The sequence below is a fragment of the Pseudonocardia broussonetiae genome (assembly GCF_013155125.1).
Lineage (GTDB): Bacteria > Actinomycetota > Actinomycetes > Mycobacteriales > Pseudonocardiaceae > Pseudonocardia > Pseudonocardia broussonetiae.
This window is the reverse complement of record NZ_CP053564.1, coordinates 2997001-3012448: the sequence shown is the minus strand read 5'-3', so window position 1 is coordinate 3012448 and position 15448 is coordinate 2997001. Positions and strand designations below refer to the sequence as shown.

At 73.6% G+C, this 15448-nt stretch carries 15 protein-coding genes; 5 read left to right on the top strand and 10 right to left on the bottom strand.

What is annotated here, in order from left to right; genetic code table 11:
* Positions 1-100 precede the first annotated feature (100 nt).
* The 3 genes from ilvC to HOP40_RS15065 form a co-directional block, all read right to left on the bottom strand.
* Positions 101-1105: a ketol-acid reductoisomerase gene (ilvC, locus tag HOP40_RS15075; protein ID WP_172159017.1), complete on the bottom strand. Its 1005-nt coding sequence runs from the start codon at positions 1103-1105 to the stop codon at positions 101-103.
* A gap of 89 nt (positions 1106-1194) precedes the next feature.
* The gene (ilvN, locus tag HOP40_RS15070; protein WP_172168387.1) at positions 1195-1701 is read right to left on the bottom strand and encodes an acetolactate synthase small subunit; all 507 of its coding nucleotides are present in this window, start codon (positions 1699-1701) and stop codon (positions 1195-1197) included.
* A complete protein-coding gene (locus HOP40_RS15065) occupies positions 1701-3638 on the bottom strand; it encodes an acetolactate synthase large subunit (RefSeq protein ID WP_172168378.1) in 1938 nt (645 codons plus the stop codon). Before HOP40_RS15065 ends, ilvN begins: the two co-directional genes overlap by 1 nt.
* A gap of 251 nt (positions 3639-3889) precedes the next feature.
* Here HOP40_RS15065 and HOP40_RS15060 point away from each other — a divergent pair, with 251 nt between their 5' ends.
* Together HOP40_RS15060 and ilvD are read left to right on the top strand one after the other, a co-directional pair.
* Complete coding sequence (locus HOP40_RS15060) at positions 3890-4261, top strand: PH domain-containing protein (protein ID WP_172159014.1); 372 nt, start codon at positions 3890-3892, stop codon at positions 4259-4261.
* Position 4262: 1 nt separating this feature from the next.
* Complete coding sequence (gene ilvD / locus HOP40_RS15055; protein ID WP_172159012.1) at positions 4263-6104, top strand: dihydroxy-acid dehydratase; 1842 nt, start codon at positions 4263-4265, stop codon at positions 6102-6104.
* A gap of 120 nt (positions 6105-6224) precedes the next feature.
* Here ilvD and HOP40_RS15050 read toward each other — a convergent pair whose 3' ends face one another.
* Both HOP40_RS15050 and HOP40_RS15045 read right to left on the bottom strand, forming a co-directional pair.
* On the bottom strand, positions 6225-7112 hold the full coding sequence (locus tag HOP40_RS15050) for an aminoglycoside phosphotransferase family protein (RefSeq protein ID WP_172159009.1): 888 nt from the start codon (positions 7110-7112) through the stop codon (positions 6225-6227).
* Positions 7109-7717, bottom strand: coding sequence for a DoxX family protein (locus HOP40_RS15045; protein ID WP_172159006.1), 609 nt, complete (start codon positions 7715-7717; stop codon positions 7109-7111). The genes HOP40_RS15050 and HOP40_RS15045 overlap by 4 nt, the downstream gene beginning before the upstream one ends.
* A 91-nt stretch (positions 7718-7808) precedes the next feature.
* On the opposite strand from HOP40_RS15045, the gene HOP40_RS15040 reads away from it, so the two are divergent.
* The gene (locus HOP40_RS15040; RefSeq protein WP_172159003.1) at positions 7809-8090 is read left to right on the top strand and encodes a DUF4287 domain-containing protein; all 282 of its coding nucleotides are present in this window, start codon (positions 7809-7811) and stop codon (positions 8088-8090) included.
* Here the strand turns inward: HOP40_RS15040 and HOP40_RS15035 are convergent.
* Positions 8087-8998: a 2-hydroxyacid dehydrogenase gene (locus tag HOP40_RS15035; protein WP_172159001.1), complete on the bottom strand. Its 912-nt coding sequence runs from the start codon at positions 8996-8998 to the stop codon at positions 8087-8089. The genes HOP40_RS15040 and HOP40_RS15035 overlap by 4 nt on opposite strands.
* A 53-nt stretch (positions 8999-9051) precedes the next feature.
* On the opposite strand from HOP40_RS15035, the gene HOP40_RS15030 reads away from it, so the two are divergent.
* A complete protein-coding gene (locus HOP40_RS15030) occupies positions 9052-10197 on the top strand; it encodes a PQQ-dependent sugar dehydrogenase (RefSeq protein ID WP_240157684.1) in 1146 nt (381 codons plus the stop codon).
* A gap of 39 nt (positions 10198-10236) precedes the next feature.
* On the opposite strand, the gene HOP40_RS15025 is transcribed toward HOP40_RS15030, so the two are convergent.
* The 4 genes from HOP40_RS15025 to gatC all read right to left on the bottom strand — a co-directional run bounded on the left by HOP40_RS15025 (position 10237) and on the right by gatC (position 14607).
* Complete coding sequence (locus HOP40_RS15025) at positions 10237-11187, bottom strand: hypothetical protein (protein WP_172158999.1); 951 nt, start codon at positions 11185-11187, stop codon at positions 10237-10239.
* Positions 11188-11327: 140 nt separating this feature from the next.
* Positions 11328-12824 carry an Asp-tRNA(Asn)/Glu-tRNA(Gln) amidotransferase subunit GatB gene (gene gatB, locus HOP40_RS15020; protein ID WP_172158998.1) on the bottom strand — a complete coding sequence of 499 codons (1497 nt, stop codon included), beginning with the start codon at positions 12822-12824 and terminating at the stop codon, positions 11328-11330.
* On the bottom strand, positions 12821-14308 hold the full coding sequence (gene gatA / locus HOP40_RS15015; RefSeq protein ID WP_172158997.1) for an Asp-tRNA(Asn)/Glu-tRNA(Gln) amidotransferase subunit GatA: 1488 nt from the start codon (positions 14306-14308) through the stop codon (positions 12821-12823). The genes gatB and gatA overlap by 4 nt, the downstream gene beginning before the upstream one ends.
* On the bottom strand, positions 14305-14607 hold the full coding sequence (gene gatC, locus HOP40_RS15010; protein WP_172158996.1) for an Asp-tRNA(Asn)/Glu-tRNA(Gln) amidotransferase subunit GatC: 303 nt from the start codon (positions 14605-14607) through the stop codon (positions 14305-14307). Before gatC ends, gatA begins: the two co-directional genes overlap by 4 nt.
* Before the next feature lie 180 nt (positions 14608-14787).
* Between gatC and HOP40_RS15005 the strand changes: the two genes are divergently transcribed.
* Positions 14788-15444: an ACT domain-containing protein gene (locus HOP40_RS15005; RefSeq protein ID WP_172158995.1), complete on the top strand. Its 657-nt coding sequence runs from the start codon at positions 14788-14790 to the stop codon at positions 15442-15444.
* Positions 15445-15448: the final 4 nt, after the last annotated feature.

The following is a 15448-nucleotide window of genomic DNA, read 5'->3' as shown; positions in this document are numbered from 1 at the left end:
GCGCGGTGGGCGACACACCCCGACGTCAGGAAAGCCACTTTCCTGCCACCGGATGGCGGGAAAGTGGCTTTCCTGCAACGCGAGGAACGAGCAGCGACGATCAGGTCGCCTTGCTGCCCACCCAGCTCATCAGGCCGCGCAGCTTCTCGCCGACCTCCTCGATCGGGTGCGCCGCACCCTCCTGCTGGAGCTTGGTGAAGTTCGGGCGCCCGGCCTCGTCCTCGGCCACCCACTCGCGCGCGAACGTGCCGTCCTGGATCTCGCCCAGGATCTTCTTCATCTCCTCCTTGGTCTGCGCGTTGACGACGCGCGGACCGCGGGTGAGGTCGCCGTACTCGGCGGTGTCGGAGATGGAGAAGCGCTCGTTGGCGATGCCGCCCTCGTACATGAGGTCGACGATCAGCTTGAGCTCGTGCAGGCACTCGAAGTAGGCGATCTCCGGGGCGTAGCCGGCCTCGGTGAGCACCTCGAACCCGGTCTGGACCAGCGCCGCGGCACCGCCGCAGAGCACGGCCTGCTCGCCGAACAGGTCGGTCTCGGTCTCCTCGGTGAAGGTCGTCTCGATGACGCCAGCGCGGGCGCCGCCGATGGCGGCCGCGTAGGAGAGGGCGAGGGCCTTCGCGCCGCCGGTGGCGTCCTGCTCCACCGCGATGAGCGCGGGCACGCCCTTGCCGTCGACGAACTGGCGGCGCACGAGGTGGCCGGGGCCCTTGGGGGCGACCATGGCGACGTCGACGTCAGCCGGGGGCTTGATCAGGTCGAACCGGATGTTGAAGCCGTGCCCGAAGAAGATCGCGTCGCCGGCCTTGAGGTTCGGGGCGATGTCGTCGGCGTAGATGAAGCGCTGCTTGGTGTCCGGCGCCAGGATCATGATCAGGTCGGCCCAGGCGGAGACCTCGGCGGGCGTGCCCACCGTCAGCCCCTCGTCGGCGGCCTTGGCGCGGCTCTTGGAGCCCTCGGGCAGGCCGATGCGCACGTCGACGCCGGAGTCCCGCAGCGAGAGCGAGTGGGCGTGGCCCTGGGAGCCGTAGCCGATCACGGCGACCTTGCGGCCCTGGATGATCGACAGATCGGCGTCGGCGTCGTAGTAGATGTTCACGCTCATGACGGGTGGAGGTGTCCTCTCGGTTGGATGTCTGGGGGGGTCGTGAGCGGCAACCGTGGCCAGGGCGACGGTCGCCGCGCACGGGCGCGTCAGCGCACGGCGGTGGCGGTGATCGAGCGCGGCCCGCGGCCGACGGCGATCGTGCCGGACTGCACCATCTCCCGGATCCCGTAGGGCTCCAGGTTCTTGAGCAGCGCCGCGATCTTCTCGGCCGTGCCGGTGGCCTCGACGGTCAGGGCCTCCGGCGTGACGTCGACGGCGTGCGCGCGGAACAGGTCGACGATCTCCAGGACCTGGCTCCGCACCGCGGGATCGGCGCGGACCTTCACCAGCAGCAGCTCCCGCTGCACCGACGCGGCCGGCTCCAGCTCCACGATCTTGATGACGTGCACCAGCTTGTTGAGCTGCTTGGTGACCTGCTCGAGCGGCAGGTCGTCGACGGCCACGACGATCGTCATGCGGGAGACGCCCGCCTGCTCGGTCGGGCCGACGGCCAGGGAGACGATGTTGAAGCCGCGCCGGGAGAACAGGCCCGAGACGCGCGCGAGCACGCCGGGCTTGTCCTCGACGAGGACGGACAGGGTGTGCCGCTCGATCATGACTCGTCCCGGTCGTTCGCTGCCTGGTCCTGCTGGGCCTCGGCGGTGACCGCGGCGATCGTCCCGGTGTCGGCGACGAGCTCGTCGCCGTCGAACAGCGGGCGGATGTTGCGCGCGGCCATGATCTCGTCGTTGCCGGTGCCGGCGGCGACCATGGGCCACACCTGCGCGTCGGCGCCGACCACGAAGTCGATGACGACCGGGCGGTCGTTGATCGCCATGGCCTCGTGGATCACGCGGTCGACGTCCTCCTTCGACTCCGCGCGCAGCCCGACGCAGCCCATGGCCTCGGCGAGCAGCAGGAAGTCGGGGATGCGGTGCTTGTGCGTGCCGAGGTCGGTGTTGGAGTAGCGCTCCTTGTAGAACAGGTTCTGCCACTGCCGGACCATGCCGAGGTTGCCGTTGTTGATGACGGCGACCTTGATCGGGATGCCCTCGATCGCGCAGGTCGCGAGCTCCTGGTTGGTCATCTGGAAGCAGCCGTCGCCGTCGATGCACCACACGACGTCGTCGGGACGGGCCATCTTCGCGCCCATCGCGGCCGGCACGGCGAAGCCCATCGTGCCCAGGCCGCCGGAGTTCAGCCACGAGCGCGGCTTCTCGTACTTGATGAACTGCGCGGCCCACATCTGGTGCTGGCCGACACCCGCGGCGTAGACCGCGTCCGGGCCGGCGATCTGCCCGATCCGCTCGATGACGTACTCCGGCGACAGCGAGCCGTCGGCGGGCCAGGTGTAGCCGAGCGGGAAGCGCTGCCGCAGCTCGTCGAGCTGCCCCCACCAGGCCGTGAGGTCGGCGGGGTCGGTCGCCGCGCGCTCGGCCGTGACGGCCTCGATCAGGTCGGTGATGACCTCCTTGCAGTCGCCCACGATCGGGACGTCCGCGCGGCGGTTCTTGGAGATCTCGGCCGGGTCGATGTCGGCGTGGACGATCTGCGCGTGCGGGGCGAAGCTCGACAGCACGCCCGTGACGCGGTCGTCGAAGCGCGAGCCGAGCGCGATCAGCAGGTCGGCCTTCTGCATCGCGGCGACGGCGGCGACGGTGCCGTGCATGCCCGGCATGCCGACGTGCTGCGGGTGACTGTCGGGGAAGGCGCCCCGCGCCATCAGCGTGGTGACGACCGGGATCCCGGTGAGCTCGACGAGCTCCTTGAGCTCGTCCCAGGCACGCGCCTTGAGGACGCCGCCGCCGACGTAGAAGACCGGCTGCGCCGCCGAGTTGATCAGCTTCGCGGCCTCGCGGATCTGCTTGCCGTGCGGCCGGGTCGTCGGCCGGTAGCCGGGCAGCTCCATCTCGGCGGGCCAGGTGAACGTCGTCTGCTCCTGCAGGACGTCCTTGGGGATGTCGACGAGGACGGGTCCCGGACGGCCGGTGCTGGCGAGGTGGAACGCCTCGGTGATCGCGCGCGGGATGTCCTTGGCGTCGGTGACCAGCATATTGTGCTTGGTGACCGGCATCGTGATGCCGGTGATGTCGGCCTCCTGGAACGCGTCCGTGCCGATCAGCGCCCGGGACTGCTGCCCGGTGATCGCGACCAGCGGGATCGAGTCCATGTGGGCGTCGGCGATCGGGGTGACGAGGTTCGTCGCGCCCGGACCGGAGGTCGCCATGCAGACGCCGACCTTGCCCGTGGCCTGCGCGTACCCGGTGGCCGCGTGGCCCCCGCCCTGCTCGTGGCGGACGAGGACGTGGCGCACCCGGGTGGAGTCGAGCAGGGGGTCGTACGCCGGGAGGATCGTGCCGCCGGGGATCCCGAACACCACCTCGCAGCCGATCTCCTCGAGTGAGCGCACGAGGGACTGCGCGCCGGTCATCGGCACCGCGTCGAAGCGCGGGGACTCGGCCCGGGGGCCGGGGACGGCCTGCGGAGCCTGGCCGGGGCGGCCGGGCGGCGGCGCCGGTTTCGGTCCGGATCGGGGCGTGGCGGTGGTCATCGGCTGCTCTGCCTCGCTGATGGTGGGAATGGGCATGAAAAAACCCCCGACCGCCGGCTACGGCGGAACGAGGGTGGCGCGTCGACGACCGAGAACCCGCTCAGGCGTGGACGCGCCTGGCGATTACGAGGACCCGGGAGTCGGACATGGCGGCGACGCTAGCACGGCGCTGCCGGTGGGCGTCAACTGCGTGGGACGCCGGGCCCGCATGGTGAGACGCAGCCGACAGGACCGGGTGGCAGCATGGCGGAGTGCCCGCCGTCGTCTTCCAACCGTCCCGCCTGCAGCTGCTCGTCGCGACCGTCGTCGCGCTCTGCGCCACCCCCGTGGCGTTCGGCGCGCCGTACCTGTGGCTGCTCTACCTGCTGCCGATCGGGTTCGCGGTGTGGGTCGTCCGCACCCGCACGACGGTCGACGCCGACGCCGTCACCATCCGTTCTGTCCTGCGGCGCAGGCGCGTACCGTGGTCGGAGATCAGCTCGCTGCGCCTGGCCGGTACGGGCCGGGTCCGCGCGGTGCTGAACGACGGTGCCGAGCTACCGCTCCCCGCCGTCGGCGTCCGTGACCTGCCCCAGCTCGCCGCCGCCTCCGGCGGCCGGCTGCCCGACCCGGCTGGAGACTGAAGTGCCGGCACTGCGTTCCCGCGTCACCACCCACGGCCGCAACGCCGCCGGAGCGCGTTCGCTCTGGCGCGCCACCGGCATGACCGACGGCGACTTCGGCAAGCCGATCGTCGCGATCGCCAACTCCTACACGCAGTTCGTGCCCGGTCACGTGCACCTCAAGGACATGGGCGACCTCGTCGCGGGCGCGATCACCGAGGCCGGGGGCGTCCCGCGGGAGTTCCACACCATCGCCGTCGACGACGGCATCGCGATGGGCCACGGCGGGATGCTCTACTCGCTGCCCTCGCGCGAGGTGATCGCCGACGCCGTCGAGTACATGGTCAACGGTCACGCCGCCGACGCGCTCGTCTGCATCTCCAACTGCGACAAGATCACGCCCGGCATGCTCAACGCCGCGATGCGCCTCAACATCCCCACCGTGTTCGTGTCCGGCGGGCCGATGGAGGCCGGCAAGGCCGTCGTCGTCGGGGGCGTCGCGCAGGCGCCGACCGACCTGATCACGGCGATCTCGGCGTCGGCGTCGTCGGAGGTCGACGACGAGGGGCTCACCGAGGTCGAGCGCTCGGCGTGCCCGACCTGCGGCTCCTGCTCGGGCATGTTCACCGCCAACTCGATGAACTGCCTCACCGAGGCCCTCGGGCTCGCGCTGCCCGGCAACGGTTCCACGCTGGCCACGCACAGCGCGCGTCGCGAGCTCTTCCTGAACGCCGGGCGCACCGTCATGGACCTGGCCACGCGCTGGTACCGCGACGACGACGCGTCCGCGCTGCCGCGCAGCATCGCCACCCGCGCGGCCTTCGAGAACGCGATGGCGCTCGACGTCGCCATGGGCGGCTCCACCAACACCGTCCTGCACATCCTGGCCGCGGCGCAGGAGGGAGAGATCGACTTCGACCTCGCCGCCATCGACGCCGTGTCCAAGCGCGTGCCGACGCTGTCGAAGGTCTCCCCCAGCTCGGACTACCACATGGAGGACGTCCACCGCGCCGGTGGCATCCCCGCGATCCTGGGCGAGCTGTGGCGCGCGGGGCTGCTGCGCACCGACGTCCACACCGTCCACTCCCCGTCGGTCGAGCAGTGGCTCGGCACCTGGGACGTGCGGGCGGAGTCGCCGTCGGCGGAGGCGGTCGAGCTGTTCCACGCCGCGCCCGGCGGGGTGCGCACGACGCAGGCGTTCTCCACGTCGAACCGGTGGTCCTCGCTCGACACCGACGCCGCGGGCGGCTGCATCCGCGACCTCGAGCACGCCTACACCACCGAGGGCGGCCTCGCGGTGCTCCGCGGCAACATCGCCCCCGAGGGCGCGATCATCAAGACCGCGGGCATTCCCGAGGAGCTGTGGAACTTCTCCGGCCCGGCGCGCGTCGTCGAGAGCCAGGAAGAGGCCGTGTCGGTCATCCTCACCAAGCAGATCCAGCCCGGCGACGTCCTGGTGGTCCGCTACGAGGGCCCGGCCGGCGGGCCCGGGATGCAGGAGATGCTGCACCCGACGGCGTTCCTCAAGGGCTCGGGCCTGGGCGCGAAGTGCGCGCTGATCACCGACGGCCGGTTCTCCGGCGGGTCGAGCGGCATCTCGGTCGGGCACATCTCCCCCGAGGCGGCCGACGGCGGCGTGATCGGGCTGATCGAGGACGGCGACACCGTGCTCATCGACGTCCGGTCCCGGACGCTGTCGGTCGACGTGCCCGACGACGTGCTGGCCGAGCGGCGCCAGAAGATGGACGCCTCCGAGCGCCCGTGGCAGCCGCGCGACCGCGAGCGGGTGGTGTCGAAGGCGCTGCGCGCGTACGCGGCGCTGGCCACCAGCGCGCACACCGGAGCGGTGCGCCGGACGGTGTAGGCCGCGCCCCCGGCGCGACACGATCGCCACGAGACCCCGACTCGCGGGGTTGCCCGTCGAAGCCCGCGAGTCGGGGTCTCGTTGCGCGCGAGTCGGGGTCTCGTTGCGCGCGAGTCGGGGTCAGGTCGCGAGCAGGGGGCCGAGGGTGCGGAGCCCGCGCTCCGCGACCGCCGCCATCTCGCCCACCCGCTCCGCGCCGAGGTGGTCGGCGGCGAAGCCGAGGTAGTGGACGTGGACGTGCACCTCGGCCCACGCCCGCTCCACCTCCGCGACGCCCGGTGGCTGGGCTCCCGGGCGCAGGGCGTCGAACAGTGCGGTGTACGCCCGCGGGGCCGTCGCACCGGGCACGCCGGCCAGGGTGAGGACGTCGACGCCCGCCGGCGCGACGCGCGCGTTCCCCCAGTCGATCAGCGCGCCGCCGAGGAGGTTGCCGCGGTGGGCGTCGCCGTGCACGAGCGTGCGGGGCAGGCCGGCGAGCGCGGCGTCGATCCGCGGGTCGGTGCGCCACGCGGCCAGCGCGTCGGCCACCTCGGTGAACGCGGGGTCACCGGTGCGCGCGGCGGCACCGCGAACGGCCACCAGCGTGCGGTCGCACAGCGCGCGCCAGTGCGCGGCGTCGACCAGCGGGATCCCGCGGGGGCGCCGGCGCCACCAGTGCGCGTGCACCCGGGCCAGCGCCTCCCACGCCGCGTCCGGCACGGGCTCCCCGTCGGCGGGCGGCGTCCCGTCGACGAAGGGCACGACGATCCACCCGTCACCGGCGGCGAGCAGACCGGGGCCGGGGGCGACCGGACGCACGACGGCCACCGCGCGCATCGCCGCCACCTCCACCGGCGACGCCGCCTTCAGGACGACGGGCACGGTGCGGCCGGCGACGTCGAGGTCGACCCGCTCGACGCTCGCCGCGACGTACCCGCCTGCCAGCGGCGTCCGCGCGACGACCACGGCCGTTCCACCGAGCGCCCGGCCCGCCGCGGGCAGCCACGCGGCGTCGGGCGGGGCCGTCACGGGCCGACCGGCACCGGGCTGCGCAGCAGGAAGAAGACGAGCAGGCCCGCGGCCACACCGATGATCATCGCGAGCACGCCCCACGGGGCGGGGCGGCGGTTCCAGGTGCGCCCCCGCTCCAGCGCGACGTGCCCGGCGCCGGTGAGCACCAGCGCCGCGGCCCCGAGGCCGAGCACCGCCTCGAGCTCGACGCCGCGCGGGTCGGTCGCGAAGAAGCCGCCACCGGCGCCGAGCTTGAGCAGCACCACGTTGAGCATGATCGCGACCAGCCCCGCGGCCGCGAGCGGCGTGCCGACGCCGAGCACGACGAACGCACCCGCCACGAGCTCGGTGATGCCGGTGGCCCACGAGAGCGCGAGGGTCTCGCGGAACCCGAACCCGTCGAGCTCCCGGGCGAACCCGCCGATCCCCGGGCCGCCCCACAGCCCGAACACCTTCTGCATGCCGTGGGCGACGAACGTCCCGCCGATCGCGAACCGCAGCAGCAGCAGGCCGGCGTCGGTGCCGGCGTTCCACTCCAGCGGGCGGCGCGTCGGGCGGGTCTTCGTCGGCTCGGCCTCACCGAAGTTGCCGGGAGTGAACACCGAGGTCGGCTGGTCGCTCATGTCCGCGAGACTAGTGGGCGGGGACCGATGAGTCCGGTGATCGGCCGTCGTCTCCCCCGATGACAGCACGGCACGACGAACGGAGAACGCGATGTCCTTCCAGGCCTACCTCGACACCATCGAGAAGAAGACCGGCCGCATCCCGGCCGACCTGGTGGCGCTCGCCCACGAGCGCGGCTACGGCCCCGACACGAAGGCCGGCGTGATGGTCGAGTGGCTGAAGACCGACTTCGACCTCGGCCGCGGCCACGCCATGGCCCTCATCCACGTGATCAAGAACGGGGCGGGGATCAGCGACAAGCACGTCGGGACGACGGGCGCGCACCGCGACGAGTCCGACAGGCTCCGGCTCGACGGGCTGGCGAACCGCTAGTACCCGCCCTCCACGAGGTTCGGCGGCTGCTCCCCCCGCGCGAACGCCGCGATCTGCTCCGCGGCCACGCCGTACGCGCGCCGCAGGCCACCCGGGACGCTGCCGCCGACGTGCGGCGTGAGGAGGAGGCCGGGTGCCGACCAGAGCGGGTGGTCGGCGGGCAGCGGCTCGGGCTCGGTGACGTCGACCGCGGCGCGCAGGCGCCCCGACACCAGCTCGGCGGTGAGCGCGTCGGTGTCGGCGACGGGGCCGCGCGCGGCGTTGACCAGCACCGACCCGTCCGGCATCGCGGCGAGGAACCCGGCGTCGATCAGGCCGCGGGTGTCGTCGGTGAGCGGGACGATGACGACGCAGGCGTCGTGGTCGGGCAGCAGGTCGCGTACCTCGTCGATGCCGTGGACGCCGTCGCGGGCGCGGCGGCCGACGAGCGTCGTCGTCACCCCGAAGGGCGTCAGGCGTCGCACGGTGTTCTCCGCGACGTCCCCCGCGCCGACGATCAGCACGCGCTTCCCGTCCATCTCCTCGGTCTGGTGGTAGTCCCAGCGGGCCTCGTCCTGCGCGCGGACGAACTGCGGCAGGTGCCGGTAGACCGCGAGGAGCGCGGCCACGACCCACTCCGCGGTGGCGCCGCCGTGCGCGCCGCGGCAGTCGGAGAGCATGACGCCCTCGGGCAGCTTCCCGACCCACGCCTCGGCGCCCGCGGTGAGCAGCTGCACCAGCTCCAGCCGCGGGAGCTTCTCGGTGAGCGCGACGGCCTCCCCGGTCGCCAGGAACGGCGGCACGAGGACCTGCGCGTGCGCGGCCTCCTCGGGGAGCTCGCCGTCGGGGTCGTAGACGACGGCGGTGACCCCCTCGAGCTGCTCGGTCCCCTGGGCGTGCGGGACCAGGACGGTGATCGTGTCGGCCATGCCCGGGACGGTACTCACGGCCCGCTCACCCGGCCCGGCCTAACCTGGCGCGCGTGAGGGGACGGGTGCCGCGCGCACTGGCTGCGGCGCTGCTCGCCGTCGGCCTGGTCGGCTGCGCCACGTTCCCGGACAACGGTCCCCGCGAGTGGCAGGAGCAGATCGAGGGCGCGGGCGAGCTGGGCGGGATCCCGCGCGTGCCCGAGTCGGTGGAGCCGACCGCGCCGCCGACCGGCGAGCCGGCGCCGCAGGGCGGCACGCCGCCCGAGCCCGAGCCGTGCGACGACCCTGACCCGGCCGTGATCGCCACCTGCCTCGACCCCGTCGGCGCGATCGCCGTGCTGCCCGACGGCGTCACCGCGCTGGTCGCCGAGCGCCGCACCGGCCGGGTGCTGCGGGTGGCGCGGGACGTCGAGCCGCAGCTGGTGGCGACCGTCGACGTCGACGCGTCGGGGGGCGGCGGCCTGACCGGGCTCGTCCTCTCATCGTCCTACGCCGAGGACCGCCTGCTCTACGCCTACGCGACGACGCCCGAGGACAACCGGGTCGTGCGGATCGCGGAGGGCGAGCCGCCGGAGGCCGTGCTCACCGGCATCCCGCGGGGGCCGGTCAACAACGGCGGGGCGCTGGGCGTCGACGTCGACGGGTCGCTGCTCGTGGCCACCGGCGACGCGGGCGGCGCCGATCCGGCGTCGCTGGCGGGCAAGCTGCTGCGCGTCGACGCCTTCGGCCGCCCCGCCACCGGCAACCCCGACGCCGCCTCCCCGGTGCTCAGCTCCGGGCTGGTCGCGCCCGGCGGCGTCTGCGTCAACGCCGCCACCACGGCGGCGTGGGTCACCGATCGCCGCGGCGGGCAGGACGTGCTGCACCTGGTGGTGCCGGGTGCACTGGGCCCGGCGGCGTGGAGCTGGCCGGAGCGGCCCGGGGTGGCCGGCTGCGTCGCCCAGCAGGACGTCGTGGCCGTGGCGCAGAGCGGGGCCGGCGCACTGTTCGTGCTGCGCACCGACCCGCTGACCACGGCCTTCACGGCGACCGAGATCCAGCTCCCCGGCGTCTACGGCCGGCTCTCCGCCGCCTCGCTGGGCCCGGACGGCCTGATCTGGCTGGGCACGGTGAACAAGGACGGTGGGGTGCCGGTGCCGTCGGACGACCGGGTGCTGGTGCTGCCGCCGGTGGCGTCGGGCGGCCAGTCCCGGGCGTGACCCGTGAGTGGATACGAGTGCTGGAGCACTCGTATCCACTCACGGGCAGCGGGCGCACCGCACCGGCTCCCCCGCCCAGCCTCCGCGGCTCAGCACCGTGACGACCTCGCCGGCCACGCCGCACGGGTCGGCGCTGACGTCCCGCCACCCGAAGGTGAGCCGGGCCCGACCTGCCAGCTCGGCCGCGTTGTCGCGGCGGCGGTCGCGCCACGCCACGCTGTGCAGCAGGTGGGTGCGGCCGTCCAGTCGGACGGTGAGACCGGCGCCGACGTCGTACATGACGTCCTCGAACAGCGTGACGCCGTCGACGTGGACCGCACCCTGCCGTCGACCGTCCGGTAGGCCGTGCGCGGCCTCGACGTCGACCGCGTAGCACTCCTCCAGCACGGACTGGACCCCGTGCCGGACGAGCGCGACGGACCGGGTGAGCGCCCGGCCGTACCGCGGCGGCGGACGTTCGACGATGCGCTGCTCGACCTCGACGGGCCGCACGCGACCGGTCACCAGCAGGCTCGTGAGCATCCGCTGCGCCGCCCGCACGTCCGGCTCGGCCACCGACATGTCGAGCACGGTGTCGGCCCGGCTCGTCAGCGGAGGATCCTGCGCGACGACGATGTGGGCGAACGCGCGTGACCGGTGGACGATCACGAGCGGCGGCTGCGACACAGCGGAGGCGCCGTACGGGAGCGTGATGTGCACCGGCCCGTCCGACGGCGGCACCATGCCCCAGTGCTCGGCGGCCGTCCGGTGGCTCAGGACCGCCGCGGCCCCGCCGTAGCGCCTGGCCGCCTCCACCTTCGCCTCGGGCGTGAGCGGGCCCGTGAACGTCGCGTACGTGCGGGGAAGCACCCACTGCCAGCGGCCCGCCTCGACCGCCGCGACGATCATGTCGCGCGTGACGCCGGCGGACCGGAGCTGAGCGAGGTCGGTGATGCCGTGCTGGACGGTGTCGATCCGATCCCAGACGGTCGCGTGCGCGGTGGCGGACATCCTGCGAGGGTCCCGGACCCGAAGCGGCCGCTACCGACCGATCGGAAACCTGTGGATCACTCGGGCCGGATGTGGATACCTCACCCCGACCCGTGAGTGGATACGAGTGCCAGAGCACTCATATCCACTCACGGGTGGCGTCAGCCGCAGCGCTCGATGATCAGCTCCCGGACGCGCTTGGCGTCCGCCTGACCCTTCGTCGCCTTCATCACCGCACCCACGATCGCCCCCGCCGCCTGCACCTTGCCGCCGCGGATCTTCTCCGCGACGTCGGGCTGGGCGGCCAGGGCCTCGTCGACGGCGGCGATCAGCGGGCCGTCGTCGGAGACCACCTTCAGCCCGCGCGCTGCCACGACCTCGTCGGGACCGCCCTCACCGGCCAGCACCCCGTCGACGGCCTGGCGGGCGAGCTTGTTGTTCAGTTCCCCGCTCGCCACCAGCTCGATGACCCGGGCCACCTGGGCCGGCGTGATCGGCAGGGCGTCGAGCGCGACCTCGCGGGCGTTGGCCTGCTGCGCCAGGTACGCCACCCACCACGACCGCGCCTCGCCCGCGGGGGCGCCCGCGGCGACCGTGGCCTCGATGAGGTCGAGCGCACCGGCGTTGACCAGGTCGCGCAGCTCCTCGTCCGACAGCGACCAGTCGGCCTGCAACCGCGCGCGGCGGGCCCAGGGCAGCTCCGGCAGCGTCCCCCGCAGCTCCTCCACCCACTCGGCCGACGGCGCGATCGGCACCAGGTCGGGCTCGGGGAAGTAGCGGTAGTCCTCGGAGGTCTCCTTGATCCGGCCCGAGCGCGTGCTGGCCGTGTCCTCCTGGAAGTGCCGCGTCTCCTGCACGACCTTCTCGCCCGCGTCGAGCACGGCGGCGTGGCGGCTCATCTCGTAGCGCACCGCGCGCTCGACCGACCGCAGCGAGTTGACGTTCTTCGTCTCCGACCGCGTGCCCAGCACGCCCGAGCCGCGCGGCGACAGCGACAGGTTCACGTCGCAGCGCATCGAGCCCTGGTCCATGCGGACGTCGGACACACCGAGCGCCTTGATCAGGTCGCGCAGCGCGGTGACGTAGGCGCGCGCCACCTCCGGCGCCCGCTCCCGGGTGCCGGGGATCATCTTCGTGACGATCTCGATCAGCGGGACGCCGGCGCGGTTGTAGTCGAGCAGCGAGTACTCCGCGCCGTGGATCCGCCCGGTCGCGCCGCCGACGTGCAGCGACTTGCCGGTGTCCTCCTCCATGTGCGCGCGCTCGATCTCCACGCGGACGACCTCGCCGTCGTCGAGCGTGACGTCGAGGTACCCGTCGACGGCGATCGGCTCGTCGTACTGCGAGGTCTGGAAGTTCTTCGGCATGTCCGGGTAGAAGTAGTTCTTCCGGGCGAACCGGCCCCACGGGGCGATCGTGCAGTTCAGGGCCAGGCCGATGCGCATGGCCGACTCCACCGCTGTGCGGTTGACGACCGGCAGCGACCCGGGCAGCCCCAGGCACGTCGGGCAGACCTGCGTGTTGGGCTCCGCGCCGAAGCCCGTCGGGCAGCCGCAGAACATCTTCGTGGCCGTGTTGAGCTCGACGTGCACCTCGAGCCCGAGCATCGGGTCGTAGCGCTCGACGACGTCGTCGAAGTCGACCAGGGACGCGGTCATCGGGACACCTCCGGGGCGACGAGGGGCTCGCGCGTGGCTTCGTAGGCGGCGGCCGCGCGGTACATGACCGCCTCGCCGAGCGCCGGGGCCATGATCTGCAGGCCGACCGGCAGGCCGTCGGACAGGCCCGACGGCACCGACATCGCCGCCGTGCCGGCGAGGTTGGTCGGGATCGTGGCGAGGTCGTTGAGGTACATCGCCAGCGGGTCGTCGACCTTGTCGCCGATCGGGAACGCCGTGGTCGGCGTGGTCGGCGAGACGAGGACGTCGGCCTGGCCGAACGCGGCGGTGAAGTCGCGCGCGATGAGCGTGCGGACCTTCTGCGCCTGGCCGTAGTAGGCGTCGTAGTAGCCGCTGGACAGCGCGTAGGTGCCCAGGATGATGCGGCGCTTGACCTCCGGGCCGAAGCCGGCCTCGCGGGTGGCGGCCATGACCGCCTCCGCCGAGGCTCCCTCGCTCACCCGCAGGCCGTAGCGCATGGCGTCGAAGCGGGCCAGGTTGGACGAGACCTCGCTGGGCAGGATCAGGTAGTAGGCCGCGAGCCCGTACTCGAAGTGCGGGCAGGAGACCTCGACGACCTCGGCGCCCAGCTTCTCGAGCTGGCGCAGCGCCGCGTCGAAGGAGGCCTGGACGCCGGGCTGGTAACCCTCGCCGGTGAGCTCGCGGACGACGCCGACGCGCAGGCCGGACAGGTCGCCGTCGGCCCCCTGGCGCGCGGCCGCGACGACCGACGGGACGGGCGCGTCGATCGAGGTGGAGTCGAGCGGGTCGTGCCCGCCGATGACCTCGTGCAGCAGCGCGGCGTCGAGGACGGTGCGCGCGCACGGCCCGCCCTGGTCCAGCGAGGACGCGCAGGCGATGAGGCCGTAGCGCGAGACGCCGCCGTAGGTGGGCTTGACGCCCACGGTGCCGGTGAACGCGGCCGGCTGGCGGATCGAGCCGCCGGTGTCGGTGCCGATCGCGAGCGGCGCCTCGAACGCGGCGAGCGCCGCCGCCGAGCCGCCGCCGGAGCCGCCCGGCACGCGCGAGGCGTCCCACGGGTTGCGGGTGACGCCGTAGGCCGAGTACTCGGTGGACGAGCCCATCGCGAACTCGTCCATGTTGGTCTTGCCCAGGATCGTGACGCCGGCGCCGCGCAGCCGCCCGGTGACGGTGGCGTCGTAGGGCGGGCGCCAGCCCTCGAGGATCCGGGAGCCCGCCGTGGTGGGCATGTCGGAGGTGGTGAAGACGTCCTTGAGCGCGAGCGGCACCCCGGCCAGCGGGGACGCGGGCGCACTGCCGGCGGCCAGCGAGTCGTCGACGAGGGCGGCCGAGGCGAGCGCGGCGTCCGTGGCGACGTGCAGGAACGCGTGGACGCCGCCGTCGCCGTCGACCGCGGCGATGCGGTCGAGGTGGGCCTGCGCGACCTCGACGGCCGACACCTCGCGGGAGTGGATCCGCGACGCCAGGTCGGCGGCGGTCATCCGGGTGAGGTCCTCGCTCATGCCTCCTCCCCCAGGATCCGCGGCACGCGGAAGCGGCCGTCCTCGGCGGCGGGGGCGCCCGAGAGCGCCTGCTCCTGGCTCAGCCCGGGGCGCAGCTCGTCGGGGCGGAACACGTTCTCCAGCGGCACCGCGTGCGACGTCGGCGGGATGTCGTCGGCGGCGACCTCCCCCACCCGGGCGACCGACCCCAGGATCACGTCGAGCTGGCCGGCGAACAGTTCGAGCTCGTCGTCGGTGACGGCGAGCCGGGCCAGCCGGGCGAGGTGCGCGACCTCGTCACGGGTGATCGCGGCGGACAATGGACCCTCCAGGAGGTTCTGCGGCGGGGGTGGAGTCGGTCGGGGCGCGGCGGCGCGGCAGCCCGACACCGTGAGTCTAGTCCCCGGCCCGACACGCTCCGTTGTTGCGTGCGGAGCCCCGGACCCTGACAGAATCGCCACCCAGTGCCGCGCCTGCGGGACGGGTCGAGGAGGCGTGGCGTGTCGTTCCTGCTCCGGGTGGTGCTCCCGGACAAGCCGGGCAGTCTCGGGGCCGTGGCCACCGCGCTCGGCAACGCGGGCGCCGACATCCTGGGCGTCGACGTCGTCGAGCGCTCGCGCGGGCACGCCGTCGACGACCTCGCCGTGGAGCTCCCCGCGGGCCGCCCGCCGGACGTCCTCATCACGGCCGCGGAGTCGGTGCCGGGCGTGCAGGTGGAGTCGGTGCGGCCGCACTCGGGCAAGCTCGACACCCACCGCGAGCTGGAGCTGATCGAGGCCGTCACCGTCGACCCCGGGCACGGCCTGCAGCTGCTCGCCGAGGGCGTGCCGCGGATCTTCCGGGCCGGTTGGGCGCTGGTCGCGGCGCGCGAGGGCACGCGCGCCTACCGGATCGCGGAGAGCAGCGCGGCACCCGAGACGATCGCCGCCGACCTGCCGTGGCTGCCGCTCAAGCGCGCGATCGCCGTCGACCCGTCGGTGCACGAGGTCCCGCAGCCCTGGACCGAGCTCGACACCGAGCTCGCCGCCGCGCCCTTCGGCCCGTCGACGCCGCACGCGCTGGTCGTGGGCCGTCCGGGCGGGCCGGCGTTCCGGCCCTCGGAGCTGGCCCGCCTCGCCCACCTCGCCGGGATCGTGACGACCATCCTCGGGTCGTAGCCCG

Coding starts and splice junctions, on each gene's coding strand:
- HOP40_RS15065 (WP_172168378.1), bottom strand. CDS start 3,638: ATGACCACCGCCACGCCCCGATCCGGACCGAAACCGGCGCCGCCGCCC.
- gatB (WP_172158998.1), bottom strand. CDS start 12,824: ATGACCGCGTCCCTGGTCGACTTCGACGACGTCGTCGAGCGCTACGAC.
- gatA (WP_172158997.1), bottom strand. CDS start 14,308: ATGAGCGAGGACCTCACCCGGATGACCGCCGCCGACCTGGCGTCGCGG.
- ilvC (WP_172159017.1), bottom strand. CDS start 1,105: ATGAGCGTGAACATCTACTACGACGCCGACGCCGATCTGTCGATCATC.
- HOP40_RS15040 (WP_172159003.1), top strand. CDS start 7,809: ATGTCCTTCCAGGCCTACCTCGACACCATCGAGAAGAAGACCGGCCGC.
- HOP40_RS15035 (WP_172159001.1), bottom strand. CDS start 8,998: ATGGCCGACACGATCACCGTCCTGGTCCCGCACGCCCAGGGGACCGAG.
- HOP40_RS15045 (WP_172159006.1), bottom strand. CDS start 7,717: ATGAGCGACCAGCCGACCTCGGTGTTCACTCCCGGCAACTTCGGTGAG.
- HOP40_RS15025 (WP_172158999.1), bottom strand. CDS start 11,187: ATGTCCGCCACCGCGCACGCGACCGTCTGGGATCGGATCGACACCGTC.